Below are 14056 nucleotides of genomic sequence, written 5' to 3'. Positions count from 1 at the left end.
GCTGTTGGATCACCGGCCGCGGTGCCGTCGCACGCTCTCCTCGACGACGTCGAGCACCGAGGTCAGGTGCTTGGCCGGGAGTCCCATCGCCAGGTGCGAGACCAGTCCTTCCAGGACCAGCTCGAGGTAGGCCGTCAGCACGTCGACGTCGACGTCGTCGCGCAGGTTCCCGGCCCGGTGCTGCCACTGCAGGCGCGCCCGGGTGGCGGCCGTGAGCAGCTCGGAGCGCTGCGCCCAGCGGTCCCGGAACTCGGTGTCGGTGCGCAGCCTGCGGGAGACCTCCAGCCTGGTACCCAGCCAGTCGGCGCCGAGCGCCCTCGCCTCGACACCGGAGGGGGCGTCGAGCAGGTTGCGCATCACCTGCACCAGGCCCTGCTCGGCAACCACGTCGGCCATCCGCGCGGCGTCGTCCTCGGCCAAGGCGAGGAACAGCGATTCCTTGTCCTTGAAGTGGTGGAAGATCGCGCCGCGGGACAGGCCGGTGGCTTCTTCGAGGCGTCGCACGGTGGCACCCTCGTACCCGAAGCGCGCGAAGCAGGACCGCGAACCGTCGAGGATCTGACGGCGTCGCGCGTCCAAGTGGTCCTGGCTGACCCGGGGCATGGCGTGAATCCTGGCAGGACAGTCGTCGCCATTGCAATCCGTACGTACGTTTTGTTGGCTTTTCGAGCTGATTCCCGCGCAACTGCACCGGATCGGGCGGTGTTTCGCGCCGCTTCTAACAGGTGCCCGAGCGCAGAACAAGGGTCGCGACTGTCGGGGGCTGCCGGTAGCGTCGGTAACCGGCCAATCACGGGCGGTGATCATCTTGGCGATATCGACCGATCCTGCAACCGGCGAGTTCCCGACCTCACGAGTGCGGACCAGGGCGGAGGCGGAAGCCTACGTCGCGTCGGTGTGCTTCAAGCACGGACCTCCCCGGCTGCTGGGTGTCGAACTCGAATGGACCGTGCACCACCGATCTGATCCGGGACGTGCCCTCGACGCCGCGACGCTCAGCGCCGCGCTCGGCCCGCACGCACCCCGCTCCCTGGTTCCCGACAGCCCGCAACAACCGCTGCCGAACGGCTCCGTGCTCACCGTTGAGCCTGGTGGCCAGGTCGAGATCTCCAGTCTTCCCACCACATCGCTGCGCTCCCTGCTGAGCGTCGTGGCCGCCGACGCCGACCACCTGCACCGCCTGCTGGACAGAGCGGACCTGGCGCTGGGCGACAGCGGAACCGATCCCTACCGTCATCCGAACCGGATCCTGCGCGTGCCGCGCTACCAAGCCATGGAGACCGCGTTCGACCGCATCGGCCTGGACGGCAGGCTGATGATGTGCAGCACCGCCGGCGTGCAGGTGTGCCTCGACGCCGGTGAGCCGGACCGGATCGCCGCGCGCTGGAACGCGCTGCACGCCCTCGGACCGGTCATGATCGCCGCCTTCGCCAACTCGCCCCGGTTGTTCGGCGAGGAGACCGGCTGGGCCTCCACCCGCACGCGCGTGCTGCTCGACACCGATCCGCCGCGCACCAGACCCGGCCCCACCAAGGGCGACCCGGTCAGCGGATGGGCGCGACGGATGCTCGACATGGCGGTCGTCTGCCGGCGTCGGGAGGGCGAGGACTGGTCGGCGCCCAGCGGCCTGAGCTTCGCCGAGTGGATCCACGGCGGGCTGCCCGAACCGCCCACCCGCGAAGACCTGGACTACCACCTGACCACGGTGTTCCCGCCGGTCCGCGCCCACGGCTACCTGGAGGTGCGCTACCTCGACGCGCAATCCGGAACCGACTGGATGCTGCCCACCGCCGCGCTCGCCGTGCTCTTCGGCGACGAGTCCATCGTGGACAAGGTGGCCGTGATGGCCGCGCCCGCCGCCCGGCGGTGGGTGCACGCCGCCCGCTTCGGCCTCGCCGACCCCGTGCTGGCCCGCTGCGCCCGCGACATCTTCGACCTGGCCTGCCGACTGCTGGGCGGCACGGGCGACGGACTGTCCGACCGACTCGCCGAGCACATCGCCCGGCGCCTGAGCTGAACCCGTCACGACCGGAGGGGTGCACGGTGAAAGACCTTCAAGAACTGGGAACCGAGGACTTGCGCGAGCACGTCGCCGCCGAACTGGCGCGCACGCGGCAGCGCAGCGCGCAGCTCACCGACGCCGTCGACGACGAGGAGCTCGTCAAGCAGCACTCACCGCTGATGTCGCCGCTGGTCTGGGACCTCGCGCACGTCGGCAGCCAGGAGGAGCTGTGGCTGGTCCGCGACGTCGGCGGGCGCGAGGCCGTCCGGCCCGACATCGACGACCTCTACGACGCCTTCCAGCACCGCCGCGCCGACCGGCCCGAGCTGCCGCTGCTCGGCCCGCGCGAGGCCCGCGACTACATCGCCACGGTGCGCGACAAGGTCTTCGACCTGCTCGACGAGACACCGATGGAAGGCCGCAGGCTCGTCGAGCGCGCCTTCGCCTTCGGCATGATCGTGCAGCACGAGCAGCAGCACGACGAGACGATGCTGGCCACCCACCAGCTCCGCGACGGCCCGCCCGCGCTCACTGCCGAACCGCCGCCGCGCTCCTCCGGCGCGCTGCCCGCCGAGGTGTTCGTGCCGGGTGGGCCGTTCACCATGGGCACCTCCACCGAGGCGTGGGCGCTGGACAACGAACGCCCCGCCCACGAAGTGCACGTGGACGCCTTCCACCTGGACACCGCACCGGTCACCAACGCCGAGTTCGCCCGCTTCATCGACGCCGGTGGTTACCACGATCCGCGGTGGTGGAGCGAGGCCGGACAGCGCTACCGGCACAAGGCCTCCCTGGAGGCGCCCCGGTTCTGGTTCCGCGACGGACAGCGCTGGATGCGCCGGCGCTTCGGCCACGTCGAAGAGGTGCCCGGCGACGAACCCGTGATGCACGTCAGCTTCTACGAGGCCGAGGCCTACGCCGCCTGGGCGGGCAAGCGGCTGCCCACCGAGTCCGAGTGGGAGAAGGCGGCCCGCTACGACCCCGGCACCGGACGTTCCCGCCGGTACCCGTGGGGCGACGAGGACCCGACGCCCGAGCACGCCAACCTCGGTCAGCAGCACCTCCAACCCGCGCCCGCCGGGGCCTACCCGCTGGGCGAGGCGCCCTGCGGTGCGCGGCAGCTCATCGGTGACGTGTGGGAGTGGACCTCCAGCGACTTCCTGCCGTACCCGGGATTCGCGGCGTTCCCGTACCGCGAGTACTCCGAGGTGTTCTTCGGCTCCGACCACAAGGTGCTGCGCGGCGGCTCGTTCGGCACCGACCGGTCGGCCTGCCGGGGCACCTTCCGCAACTGGGACTTCCCGATCCGGCGGCAGATCTTCGCGGGTTTCCGCTGCGCCCGCACCCCGAGCGGGGACGAGCGCTGAGCATGTGCAGGCATCTGGCTTACCTCGGAGCACCCGTTCCGCTGGCCGAGCTGCTGCTCGACCCGGCGCACTCGCTGCTGGAGCAGTCCTGGGCGCCGAACGACATGCGCGGCGGCGGGACCGTCAACGCCGACGGCTTCGGCGCGGGTTGGTTCCGCGATGACGGCACCACCGGCGTCTACCGCAACGGCGCGGCGATGTGGACCGACACGTCGTTCCCGCGGCTGGCCCGGGACCTGCGGGCGTCGGCGGTGGTGGCGGCCGTGCGGTCGGCGACCGTCGGCATGCCGGTGGGACCCGAGCTGTGCGCGCCGCTGACCGACGGCCGGTGGCTGTTCAGCCACAACGGCAAGGTCGGCGGCTGGCCGGACTCGCTGGCCAAGCTCGCCGCGCGGCTGGACCCGGCGGAGCTGCTCACCGCCCAGCCCACCGACTCCGCCGTGCTGTGGGCGCTGCTGCGCCGGCGCCTCGCCGACGGCGCCGAGCCCGAGACCGCGATGGCGGAACTGGTCCGCGACGTGCACGCCGCCGCACCCGACTCGCGGCTGAACCTGCTGCTCGGCGACGGCGCCCGGATCGTGGCCACCACCTGGACGCACTCGCTGTGGGTGCGCCGGGACCCCGATGCGGTGACCGTCGCCTCCGAACCGTTCGGCCAGGCCGCTGAGCCCGGCGGAACCCGATGGGTCGAGATCCCCGACCGCTGCTTGATGGTCGCCGACACCGAACACACCGAGGTCGTTTCCCTGGGGGAGGATTCGTGCGAATTCCCGAGCTGACCGTGCGCTTCACCGAAGCCGACGCCGATCGCGAGCTGCGGGCCGAGGTCCGCGAAGGACTCACCGACCACCCGAAGTGGCTGTCGCCCAAGTGGTTCTACGACGCAGCGGGCAGCGAGCTCTTCGAGCGCATCACCGAGCTCGACGAGTACTACCAGACCCGCGCCGAGCACCAGATCCTGCGGCGGACGGCGCTGACCATCGCCGAGCTCACCAACGCCGCCACGCTGGTCGAGCTCGGCTCCGGCTCGTCGGAGAAGACCCGGCTGCTGCTGGACGCGCTGAGCAAGCACGGCACGCTGCGCCGGTTCGTGCCGCTGGACGTCTCCGAATCGGCACTGCGGTCGGCGGTCGCCGCCATCGAGGCCGACTACCCGGACCTGGAGGTCTCCGGGGTCGTCGACGACTTCACCACCGGCCGCCTCGACCACGGCGAGGACCGGCTGGTGGCGTTCCTGGGCGGCACGATCGGCAACCTCCTGCCGGAGGAGCGCGCCGGGTTCTTCGCCGCCCTGCACGCCGCGATGCGACCGGGGGAGTGGCTGCTGCTGGGAACCGACCTGGTCAAGGAGCCGTCGCGGGTGATCCGCGCCTACGACGACGCCCGGGGCGTGACGGCCGAGTTCAACCGCAACGTGCTCAAGGTGCTCAACCACCGGCTCGGCGCGGACTTCGACGCGGACGCCTTCGAGCACGTGGCGCGCTGGAACACCGATCAGGAGTGGATCGAGATGCGGCTGCGCGCCACGCGGGCGATGCACGTGCGGGTGCGCGAGCTCGCGCTGGACGTCGACTTCGCCGAGGGCGAGGAGATCCGCACCGAGATCTCGGCGAAGTTCCGGCGTAATCGCATCGCCGACGAGCTGGCGGTCGCCGGTTTCGACCTGGGGAGCTGGTGGCTGGACGACGCGTCGGAGTTCGCGCTGTCGCTGTCGATCGCGCGCTGACTCACCGCTCGAGCTCCGGCTCGGAGGAGCCGGGCAGCCGCGACATGCACCGCACGCAGGGCATCCCGGCCGGGTGGTCGGACACCTCGGCGACGTACGAGGGGATCTGGATGCCGCACAACGTGCGCCACGCGGCTGGGAACGGTCCTTCCGGTTGGGCCGCGAGGTGCGTTTGGCGACGCGACTCGGCGACCACGCCCGCGGCGAACCTCACCGCGACCACTGAGCTCATAGTGCCGCCCCCGGTGGTTGTGCCCGGCCCGGCCGCAGGCTGGTGTCCACCGGGTCTCCCGGCAGACCGCGGGCGGGCAGGGCGATGTGGACTCGGTTGATCATCTGCCACCTCCTGCGGACGGGACTCGTCCGCCGGAAGCACGTGACGCGAGGCTAGGCGTGTTGACCCGTTCGGCCTAGTGACGTTGCGCGAGAACGACCAACTGATCACCCGAAGGGATTGCCCGAGTGCGGCTGTCCGGACTGCTGAGCACGGGGAGTGGAGCTGATAGGGCCGGCCACGCGGCGCCAGCTACTGGGGGGAGGTGCTGGTGCGGCGTGACCGGCGGGGCACAGGCTACACCCGGTGCGCGAGCCGTCATCGGGGGTAGCCGGTCAGCGGTCGGGTCATGGCCCGCAGGCCTTCGACGCGCGACACTGGCCTGACCGCAACGTGGTCGCAAGAGCAGGAGGAAGCATGTCGGATTCGCTGCTGGCTCGGCACAAAGCCGTGCTGCCGGACTGGCTGTCGCTGTACTACCAGGAGCCGATCGAGATCGTCAGCGGCTCGGGACGGCACGTCACCGACGCCGACGGCAACACCTACCTGGACTTCTTCGCCGGCATCCTCACCAACGCCATCGGCTACGACATCGACGAGATCAGCGATGCGATCCGCCGCCAGGTCGACACGGGAGTCCTGCACACCTCGACGCTGTACCTGATCAGGCAGCAGGTGGAACTGGCCGAGCGCATCGCCGAGCTGTCCGGGCTGCGCGAGCCGAAGGTGTTCTTCACCAACTCCGGCACCGAGGCCAACGAGACCGCGCTGATGCTGGCGACGCAGAAGCGCCGCAGCAACCAGGTGCTGGCGCTGCGCAACTCCTACCACGGGAGGGCGTTCGCGACGCTGGCCGTGACCGGAAACCGGGGCTGGTCGGCGACGTCGCTGTCGCCGGTGAAGGTCAGCTACGTGCACGGCGGCTACCGGTACCGCAGCCCGTTCTCGGAGTTCTCCGACGCCGACTACATCGCCGCCTGCGTCGACGACCTGCGCGAGGTCATCGAGACCACCACCGCCGGTGACGTGGCCTGCATGATCGCCGAACCGATCCAGGGCGTCGGCGGCTTCGCCACCCCGCCGGACGGTTTGCTCGGCGCGTTCGCCGAGGTGCTCGACGAGTACGGCATCCTGCTCATCTCCGACGAGGTGCAGACCGGCTGGGGGCGCACCGGCGAGCACTTCTGGGGCATCCAGGCGCACGGCGTCACGCCGGACGCGATGACCTTCGCCAAGGGGCTCGGCAACGGCCTGGCGATCGGCGGTCTGGTCGCCGAGGCCTCGCTGATGGACGACATCGGCGCGAACTCCATCTCCACCTTCGGCGGCAACCCGATCTCCACCGGTGGTGCGCACGCCGCGCTGGAGTACCTGCTCGCGCACGACCTGCAGGGCAACGCCGCGAAGCTCGGTTCCCAGCTGCTGCAAGGACTTCGCTCGCACGACAGCGCGCTCATCGGCGACGTGCGCGGCAAGGGCCTGATGATCGGTGTCGAGCTGGTGGCGCCGGGCGGGAAGAATCCGGTGCCGGAGGCCGCCGCGCGGGTGATGGAGCTGGCCAAGCAGCGCGGCCTGCTGATCGGCAAGGGTGGGCTGCACGGCAACGTGCTGCGCCTGGCACCGCCGATGACGCTCACCGAGTCCGAAGCGACCGACGCGCTGCGGATCCTGACCGACTCGATCTCGCAGGCCGAACGCGAGCTGTGACGTCCTCTGTGGACTCATCGTCGAGGCGGTGAAGCACGTCCGGTCGGCCCGGTGAATTTCGGGGCTGACCGGACGTGATCGGGGTTCATCTCCTACGCTGCCGGGCATGCCCGCTCTGAGCCCGCAGTCGGTCCTGGAAGGCCGCAACTCCAACCGCGCGCCGGTGTCGCTGATCATCGGCCTGGTGGTCTCCGGCATCTGCATGCTGCTGGCCCTGGCGTCCTACTTCCTGCTGGTCCCCGGCGCACCGGGCAACGTCGTGCTCGGCATGCTGCTGGCGCTGCCGACCGCGATCGTGCTGGTGGCGCTGTTCCTGCTGGTCGACCGCCTGGAGCCGGAGCCGCGGCTGAACCTGCTCGTGGCCTTCGGCTGGGGCGCGGGAGTGGCGCTGCTGGGCGCCTTGATCGTCAACACCGTCGGCGAGTCGGTGCTGGCCGTGGTCTTCGGCCCGGAAACGGCGACGGTGCTGACCGTTTCGGTGATCGCACCGGTCGTGGAGGAGAGCTTCAAGGGCGCTCTGCTGCTGTTCCTGCTGGTGGTCCGCCGCAACGAGATCGACGGCCCGACCGACGGCATCGTCTACGCGGGCCTGTGCGGGCTGGGCTTCGCGCTGGTCGAGAACGTCCTCTACTACATGCAGGGCCTGGCCTCGGTTCCCGGCGAGATCTGGGGCACGGTCCTGATCCGGGGCGTGGTGGCCCCGCTGGGACACCCGATGTACACGGCGATGACCGGACTCGGCATCGCCTACGCGGCCACGCACCGAGGTTTCGGCCGGATCTTCGCGATCTTCTTCGGCTGGTGCGCGGCGGTGTTCCTGCACGCGCTGTGGAACGGCGGGTCGGTGCTGTTCGGGCTCGGCGGCCTGATCCTGGCCTACATCGTCGAAGCCGTCGTGCTGCTGATCCTGGTGATCATCCTGATCCGCGACCGCCGGCGCCTGGTGCACCTCATCGGCCGGTACCTGCCCGCCTACATCCCCAGCGGCCTGGTCGCCCCGAACGACCTGAACATGCTCGGCACCATGCGGGGTCGCAGGCAGGCCCGGCACTGGGCGCGCTCCCAGGCGGGCAACGTCGGAGCGCAGGCCATGGGCGACTACCAGCTCGCCGCGACGGAACTCGCGCTGCTGCACTCCCAGGCCGAGCGCCGCACGATCGAGCCGCAGGCGTTCTTCACCCGCCGGGACCAGATCGTCGCGCTGATGCGCGTGGCCCGGGACGCCTTCTTCCTCCGCAGGCCCCAGCCGGCACCGGCACCGTGGGCCCGCAACGAGCAGTCCGGCTTCTTCACGCTTCCCAAGCAGCTCAACGAGATGCCGACCCACAAGCTGCGCGTCCAGCCGCCGTCGCAGCCCCCACCGCCGCAGCACCCTGGTCAGGCACCGGGCAACCCGCCCCACCCGGGGGCGCAGCCGCCGATGCCTCCAGGCCAGCAGATGCCGCCCGGTCCGCCGATGCCGCCTGGTCAGCACATGCCGCCCGGTCAGCAGTGGCCAGGGCAGCCGGGTCCGGGTCAGCAGGGGCCTCCGCCGGGGCAGCAGGGACCGTGGCCGCCGCGGTAGTGGCGGTCTGACGGTCGGATTCCGGCTGCGGCCCCAGTAGGGTGAGCCACTGATGCAGGACCGGACCTGCTGAGGCGGCCACCGATACTGAGGCGGCATCGATGTTCACCCTGACCCACCTGACCGGTTTCGTCGCGGTGGCCGAGGAGCAGCACTTCGGCCGCGCCGCGCAGCGGCTCCGCATGACCCAGCCACCGCTGACGCGGCAGATCCAGCAGCTGGAGAAGGAGCTGAAGGTCCAGCTGTTCGACCGCACCAGCCGCACGGTGCGCCTGACCCCGGCCGGACGCGCCTTCCTGCAGGACGCGCGGCGGCTGCTCAGCGAAGCGGAGAACGCGGCCCTGTCGGTGCGGCGGGTGACGGCCGGGCAGGCCGGGATGATCCGCGTCGGTTTCACCGCGACGTCGGCCTACGGCGAGCTCGGCAGGGTGCTGGCGACGGTTCGGGAACACCTGCCGCACGTGGACGTCGTGCTGCACGAGCTCGTCACCCGGGACCAGGTCGAACGCCTCTCCGGCGGTTCCCTGGACCTCGGCCTGGCCAGACCCCCGGCCGCACGCCCCGAGCTGGCGTCGCGCCGCTTGCGCGCCGAACCGCTGCTGGCGGCCCTGCCCGAGGGACATCCGCTGGCCGATGACTCGGAACCGTTGGAGCTGAAGCGATTCCACGGCGCGAACATGGTGATGTACTCACCGACAGAAGCCCGCTACTTCCACGAACTGCTGGTCACGATCTTCGGCAACGCCGACGTCCAACCGACCTACGTCCAGCACGTCAGCCAGATCCACACCGCCCTGGCCCTGGTCCAGGTAGGACTCGGCTCCGCCCTGGTCCCCGCCACCGCAGCCCGGCTCCGCTTGGAGGGCGTGACCTTCCGCCCGATCCACCTCCCAGAACCAGAACCGGTCGAACTCCACCTCCTCTGGCGCCACGCCAACGACAACCCAGCCCTCCGCGCCTTGCTCGACCTGCTCTGAGATGTCAGCCCCCGGGGGAGCGTCGGGTTCTTGGCGCGAGTTGGTCTCGAGCTGGTAAATGCTGGCAACGTTGGGATTTCGACCGTGGCGGCGACGGCGCTGAGGGGGCCGTTCCAACGCAGATCCAGGTCGCCCGACCTGCGCCGGTGGCGCCGTGTGCAAGTGCGCCCCCGAAGACAAGGCCTATCGACCGTCCCCGAACATGCTCGGCGCCTCAGGGGCACCGACCTCAACCGGCCAACAGCCCGACTGCCTCGTCCCCACCTGGACTCCCGATTTCAGTGGAAGTCAGGTCCCGGATTTCCACTGAAATCCGGGACGCCGGGCGACCACCGCGTGCCCGGGCGGTCTACGACCCCGATTACCGCCGTAATCAGGGACCGGATTACTGCCGTAATCCGGTGCTCTGGACAGGACCGGCGGATCATCGGTCGACGGTTCCGGCCGGATCCGCCCTTCACCGGACAGCCCTCAGCCCGGGACGTGCTGGGGGAGTTGGACTGAGAGGTCGACGATGTCGTGGGCGATGACGTCCCACTGGCCCGTGGCGTGGAGGTCTTGGCGTTGGGTCGGGCCGTACTCGGTGGGGCGCGGGATGAACGCCGTCCGGAGGCCCGCCTGCTGGGCCGCTTCCAGGTCGGTGTTGTGGGCCGCGCAGAGCATGACGCGTTCCGGAGGGAGGCGGAGGATCTCGGCTGCGCCGAGGTAGGCGCGGGGGTCGGGCTTGTAGGTGCCGAGCAGGTCGGACCCGAGGATCACGTCCCACGGCAGGCCCGCGTGCTTGGCCATGGTGGTCAGCAGGGCGGTGTGGCCGTTGGACAGCGGGCCGATGATGAAGTGCCGCTTCAGCTCCGTCAATCCGGGGACGCTGTCGGGCCAGGCGGGGAGCCGGTGCCACGCGCGGTTGAGCCAGTCCACATCGGACGGATCGGTGGTGTCGAGGGGGATTCCGAGTTCGGCGGCGGTTGCTTCGAGGTTCTCGTGGTGCAGCACGTCGAGGTCGACGAACTCCCGCTCACCGCTGCGAACCGGGGCCATCGAGGGCTGGTAGCGACCGCGCCACGCCAGCGCGAACTCATTCGGGTCGACGGCGCCGGAGAACTCCGCCACCGCCTGGGAGATGCCGCTCCTCCAGTCGACGACGGTGCCGAAGGTGTCGAACAGCACCGCGTCCACCAGGCGTTCCGGTCGCATCGTCGCCCTCCCGGGTCGTGTCCAACGCTCGCAGGTTACGGGCTCGTCGGCACGCCCGGAAGGGCGACGTGGTGGGTCAGCTGCGGGACTTCGGGGCGTTCTCGGCGGTCTTGCCCGGATCGGTGACCACGACCGGCGCGAGGATCTCGTTCATCTTCGCCACCAGCTCCCCGTCCAGCTTCACACCTGCGGCGACGGCGTTCTCCGACACCTGCTCGGGCCGGGAGGCACCGATGATGGCCGCCGAGACGTTGTCGTTCTGCAGCACCCACGCCACCGCCAGCTGCGCGAGCGACAGGCCCGCTTCCTCGGCCAGCGGCGTGAGCTGCTGGACGCGGTCCAGGACCTCGTCGCGCAGGTAGCGGGCCACGAACGTCGACCCGCGCTCGTCGGTGGCGCGCGAACCGGCAGGCGGCTCCGCACCGGGCCGGTACTTCCCGGTCAGCACGCCCTGGGCGATGGGGGAGAACACGATCTGCCCGATTCCCAGTTCGCGGGACGCCGGCACGACCTCGCCCTCGATGACCCGCCACAGCGCCGAGTACTGCGGCTGGTTGGACACCAGCGGGATCCGCAGCTCGCGAGCCAGCGCGTGACCCGCGCGGATCTGGTCGGCGGTCCACTCGGAAACCCCGATGTAGTGCGCCTTCCCGCTGCGGACGACGTCGGCGAAGGCCTCCATCGTCTCCTCCAGCGGAGTCTCCGGGTCGTAGCGGTGCGCCTGGTAGAGGTCGACGTAGTCGGTCTGCAGCCTGCGCAGCGAGTTGTCGATCGACTCCATGATGTGCTTGCGCGACAGCCCGCGGTCGTTCTTGCCCTCGCCCATCGGGTGGTAGACCTTCGTGAAGATCTCCAGCCCCTCGCGGCGCTCCGACTTCAACGCCCGCCCGAGGACTTCCTCGGCGCGTCCACCTGCGTAGACGTCGGCGGTGTCGAAGCTGGTGATGCCGTTGTTCAGCGCAGCACGCACGCAGGCCACGGCCGCGTTCTCCTCGACCTGGGAGCCGTGCGTGATCCAGTTGCCGTACACCAGCTCGCTGATGATCAAGCCGCTGCTGCCCAGATGCCGGTAGTGCATTCGCGTCCTCCTGGTCGCCTCGAAGCGCAAGCCGCCGTTCGCAGCATAAGCCGCTGCTCCACCCGATCGGCTCAACTCTCCATCGATCATCCCAGGTCAGACGTGCATTTTCGATCAACTGAGCGTGTTCGCCGGTGATGCTCTCTTGCGTAAACGCGAGGTAACCGCCAAGGTATCCAGCGCACGCCGCGCTTCGGCCGGGTGTGTGGCCTGGCGAGACAACGGAGTCTTGCCAGGCGTCGAAAGTTCAGGGCCGCTGTGCGACGACGCCCGGCCCGACGGATTCGAAGAGGACTTCCAGGTGCGCCACAACCGCCGGCAGCAGACCGCCGACGACAACGCAAGCCCCGCCCGCCTCCTCCTCCGCGCAGCCTGGCTGCAACTGTTCACCTCCTTCGTACGCTGACCAGCCTGTTCGCGGGCGTACCGACACCGTTCGTCGGCCGTCAGTCCTGGTCCAGCGCTGCTGGTGCTGCCCAGCTGGCGAGGAGGTCGAGGGCTCGGTGGGACGGTGAGTGGGGTTCCGTCGTGTAGAGGAACAGGGTCGTGTCGGGGTCGCCGGGTGGGGTGAGGGTTTCGAACTCCACCGTGAGATCTCCGACGACGGGGTGGCGGAGCCGTTTCGAGCCGCGGGTGCGCTGGTGGACCCGGTGCTGCTCCCACCACCGGTCGACATCCGCGCTCTGCCGGCGCAGTTCGTCGACCAGGTGGGCCGTGGCGCGGTCGTGAGGTTCGCGGCCGAGCTCCAAGCGGAGGGTCTCCACGGTGTTGCGGGCCTGGAGCTCCCAGTCGACGAACAGGGAGCGGGCCGCCTCGTCGAGGAACATCCAGCGGGCGTAGTTGCGCTCGGTGGCGGGCATCTCGTCGAAGTCGGTGAACAGCGCCTTGGCCATGCGGTTGGCGGCGAGGACGTCGAGGCGTCGCCCGAGGATCAGCGCGGGTTCGTCGACGACGGCCAGGAGCTGGTGCAGACCTGGGCGGAGACGTTGGACCGCGGTGGGACGGCGCGTGCTCGTCGCCGGTCCGATGAGGTCGTCCAGGTGGGCGCGCCCGGCCGCGTCGAGGTCGAGGGCGCGGCCGATCGCCTCGATCACCGACGGGGACGGCGTGATGCGACGGCCCTGCTCCAGGCGGGAGTAGTAGTCGGTGGACACGCCCGCCAGCCGGGCGACCTCCTCGCGGCGCAGTCCGGGAACCCGGCGGACACGTCCGTCCGGCGGCAGGCCCGCGCGGGACGGGTCCACCTGCGCTCGGGCGCGGCGCAGGAAGTCGGCGAGTTCGCGGTTGAGGTCGGCCACGCCGTCATTGTTCCCGGCAACGCACCCGCGCGCCTGGGTCTGAGCGTCCTAGGTTGCCGCGACCGAGGCTTCGCAGGGCGCGCTATGGCGCCTTGACGTGCGGTTTCGTCGGCCAAGCTGGGAGTCGTCCGCAACTCCGAGAGCGAGGAAACCGCCGTGAGCCGCATTCTGATCGTCATGTCCGCCGCCGACGCCTGGGAACGCACCGACGGCACGTCGTACCCCACCGGCTACTGGGCCGAGGAGCTCGCCGCGCCGCACGACAAGTTCGTCGGAGCCGGCTTCGAGGTCGACTTCGCCTCGCCCGGCGGCGTCCTGCAGCCGGTGGACGCCCACAGCGCCGACCCGGCCGTGGCCGGTGAGGACTGCGGGCGCTACGTCGAGCACGCCGAGAAGGCGCTGCGCGAGTTCGGTCCGCTGCTCGCGCTCACCGACGTCGACATCGACGACTACGTCGCCGTCGTGCTGCCGGGCGGGCACGGTCCGGTCGTCGACCTCTTCCAGGACGCCGACCTCGGCCGCCTGCTGACTGCGGCCGACCGGGAGGGCAAGCTCATCGGCGCCGTCTGCCACGGTCCCGCCGCGCTGCTGTCCGCTGTGGACTCCGACGGCAAGTGGTTGTTCGCCGGTCGTGAGATGACCGCGTTCACCGACGAGGAGGAGCAGCTGTTCGGCACCGCCGAGGGAGCTCCGTGGCTCCTGGCGAGCCGGTTGCGCGAACTGGGCGCGAAGCACTCCGGCGGACCGGCCTACCAGGCCCACACCACGCGCGACGGCAACCTGTTCACCGGGCAGAACCCGGCTTCGAGCGGACCGCTGGCCGACGCCATGATCGCCGCTCTCTCCTGAGCGGGTTCGGGCGCTCACCC

Annotated in this window: 14 protein-coding genes; 9 read left to right on the top strand and 5 right to left on the bottom strand. The window is 70.4% G+C overall.

The features are described from left to right. Window positions 1-9 precede the first annotated feature (9 nt). Window positions 10-603: a TetR/AcrR family transcriptional regulator gene (locus KBO27_RS10340; protein ID WP_210969724.1), complete on the bottom strand. Its 594-nt coding sequence runs from the start codon at window positions 601-603 to the stop codon at window positions 10-12. A 253-nt stretch (window positions 604-856) separates the two neighbouring features. Between KBO27_RS10340 and egtA the strand changes: the two genes are divergently transcribed. Genes egtA through egtD form a run of 4 tightly spaced genes read left to right on the top strand, consistent with a single transcriptional unit; the run spans window position 857 to window position 5095 of the window. Continuing rightward, the gene (gene egtA, locus KBO27_RS10335) at window positions 857-2017 is read left to right on the top strand and encodes an ergothioneine biosynthesis glutamate--cysteine ligase EgtA (RefSeq protein ID WP_307870329.1); all 1161 of its coding nucleotides are present in this window, start codon (window positions 857-859) and stop codon (window positions 2015-2017) included. A 26-nt stretch (window positions 2018-2043) separates the two neighbouring features. Beyond that, window positions 2044-3369 (top strand): ergothioneine biosynthesis protein EgtB, encoded by a 1326-nt coding sequence (gene egtB / locus KBO27_RS10330; protein WP_307870328.1) that lies wholly within the window; start codon window positions 2044-2046, stop codon window positions 3367-3369. Between the two features lie 2 nt (window positions 3370-3371). Then, window positions 3372-4148 (top strand): ergothioneine biosynthesis protein EgtC, encoded by a 777-nt coding sequence (egtC, locus tag KBO27_RS10325; RefSeq protein ID WP_210969722.1) that lies wholly within the window; start codon window positions 3372-3374, stop codon window positions 4146-4148. Beyond that, on the top strand, window positions 4130-5095 hold the full coding sequence (gene egtD / locus KBO27_RS10320; protein ID WP_307870327.1) for an L-histidine N(alpha)-methyltransferase: 966 nt from the start codon (window positions 4130-4132) through the stop codon (window positions 5093-5095). The genes egtC and egtD overlap by 19 nt, the downstream gene beginning before the upstream one ends. A 1-nt stretch (window position 5096) precedes the next feature. Here the strand turns inward: egtD and KBO27_RS10315 are convergent, their stop codons facing one another. After that, complete coding sequence (locus KBO27_RS10315) at window positions 5097-5327, bottom strand: hypothetical protein (protein ID WP_132683634.1); 231 nt, start codon at window positions 5325-5327, stop codon at window positions 5097-5099. 459 nt (window positions 5328-5786) lie between these two features. Between KBO27_RS10315 and KBO27_RS10310 the strand changes: the two genes are divergently transcribed. The 3 genes from KBO27_RS10310 to KBO27_RS10300 all read left to right on the top strand — a co-directional run bounded on the left by KBO27_RS10310 (window position 5787) and on the right by KBO27_RS10300 (window position 9617). After that, window positions 5787-7076, top strand: coding sequence for an aspartate aminotransferase family protein (locus tag KBO27_RS10310; protein WP_210969720.1), 1290 nt, complete (start codon window positions 5787-5789; stop codon window positions 7074-7076). Window positions 7077-7182: 106 nt separating this feature from the next. Beyond that, the gene (locus KBO27_RS10305) at window positions 7183-8640 is read left to right on the top strand and encodes a PrsW family intramembrane metalloprotease (RefSeq protein ID WP_210969719.1); all 1458 of its coding nucleotides are present in this window, start codon (window positions 7183-7185) and stop codon (window positions 8638-8640) included. A gap of 101 nt (window positions 8641-8741) precedes the next feature. Continuing rightward, window positions 8742-9617 (top strand): LysR family transcriptional regulator, encoded by an 876-nt coding sequence (locus tag KBO27_RS10300; protein ID WP_210969718.1) that lies wholly within the window; start codon window positions 8742-8744, stop codon window positions 9615-9617. 471 nt (window positions 9618-10088) lie between these two features. On the opposite strand, the gene KBO27_RS10295 is transcribed toward KBO27_RS10300, so the two are convergent. Together KBO27_RS10295 and KBO27_RS10290 are read right to left on the bottom strand one after the other, a co-directional pair. Continuing rightward, window positions 10089-10811: a haloacid dehalogenase type II gene (locus KBO27_RS10295; protein ID WP_210969717.1), complete on the bottom strand. Its 723-nt coding sequence runs from the start codon at window positions 10809-10811 to the stop codon at window positions 10089-10091. 76 nt (window positions 10812-10887) lie between these two features. Beyond that, entirely contained in the window at window positions 10888-11889 is a 1002-nt protein-coding gene (locus KBO27_RS10290) for an aldo/keto reductase family protein (RefSeq protein WP_210969716.1), read from the bottom strand. Between the two features lie 124 nt (window positions 11890-12013). Between KBO27_RS10290 and KBO27_RS10285 the strand changes: the two genes are divergently transcribed. Continuing rightward, a complete protein-coding gene (locus tag KBO27_RS10285) occupies window positions 12014-12295 on the top strand; it encodes a hypothetical protein (RefSeq protein WP_210969715.1) in 282 nt (93 codons plus the stop codon). A gap of 40 nt (window positions 12296-12335) precedes the next feature. On the opposite strand, the gene KBO27_RS34545 is transcribed toward KBO27_RS10285, so the two are convergent. Then, on the bottom strand, window positions 12336-13187 hold the full coding sequence (locus KBO27_RS34545) for a helix-turn-helix domain-containing protein (RefSeq protein ID WP_210969714.1): 852 nt from the start codon (window positions 13185-13187) through the stop codon (window positions 12336-12338). A 156-nt stretch (window positions 13188-13343) separates the two neighbouring features. On the opposite strand from KBO27_RS34545, the gene KBO27_RS10275 reads away from it, so the two are divergent. After that, window positions 13344-14036, top strand: a complete 693-nt coding sequence (locus KBO27_RS10275) for a type 1 glutamine amidotransferase domain-containing protein (protein WP_307870326.1) — start codon at window positions 13344-13346, stop codon at window positions 14034-14036. Window positions 14037-14056 lie beyond the last annotated feature (20 nt).

Source organism: Saccharopolyspora endophytica, from assembly GCF_018070075.1.
GTDB lineage: Bacteria > Actinomycetota > Actinomycetes > Mycobacteriales > Pseudonocardiaceae > Saccharopolyspora > Saccharopolyspora endophytica.
This window is presented reverse-complemented; position numbering and strand designations above follow the sequence as displayed.

Bases quoted from the DNA above. Each gene is read 5' to 3' on its own strand.
- KBO27_RS10305 (WP_210969719.1), top strand. From the start codon at position 7,183: ATGCCCGCTCTGAGCCCGCAGTCGGTCCTGGAAGGCCGCAACTCCAAC.
- KBO27_RS10315 (WP_132683634.1), bottom strand. From the start codon at position 5,327: ATGAGCTCAGTGGTCGCGGTGAGGTTCGCCGCGGGCGTGGTCGCCGAG.
- egtC (WP_210969722.1), top strand. From the start codon at position 3,372: ATGTGCAGGCATCTGGCTTACCTCGGAGCACCCGTTCCGCTGGCCGAG.
- KBO27_RS10300 (WP_210969718.1), top strand. From the start codon at position 8,742: ATGTTCACCCTGACCCACCTGACCGGTTTCGTCGCGGTGGCCGAGGAG.
- KBO27_RS10290 (WP_210969716.1), bottom strand. From the start codon at position 11,889: ATGCACTACCGGCATCTGGGCAGCAGCGGCTTGATCATCAGCGAGCTG.
- KBO27_RS10340 (WP_210969724.1), bottom strand. From the start codon at position 603: ATGCCCCGGGTCAGCCAGGACCACTTGGACGCGCGACGCCGTCAGATC.
- KBO27_RS10310 (WP_210969720.1), top strand. From the start codon at position 5,787: ATGTCGGATTCGCTGCTGGCTCGGCACAAAGCCGTGCTGCCGGACTGG.
- KBO27_RS10295 (WP_210969717.1), bottom strand. From the start codon at position 10,811: ATGCGACCGGAACGCCTGGTGGACGCGGTGCTGTTCGACACCTTCGGC.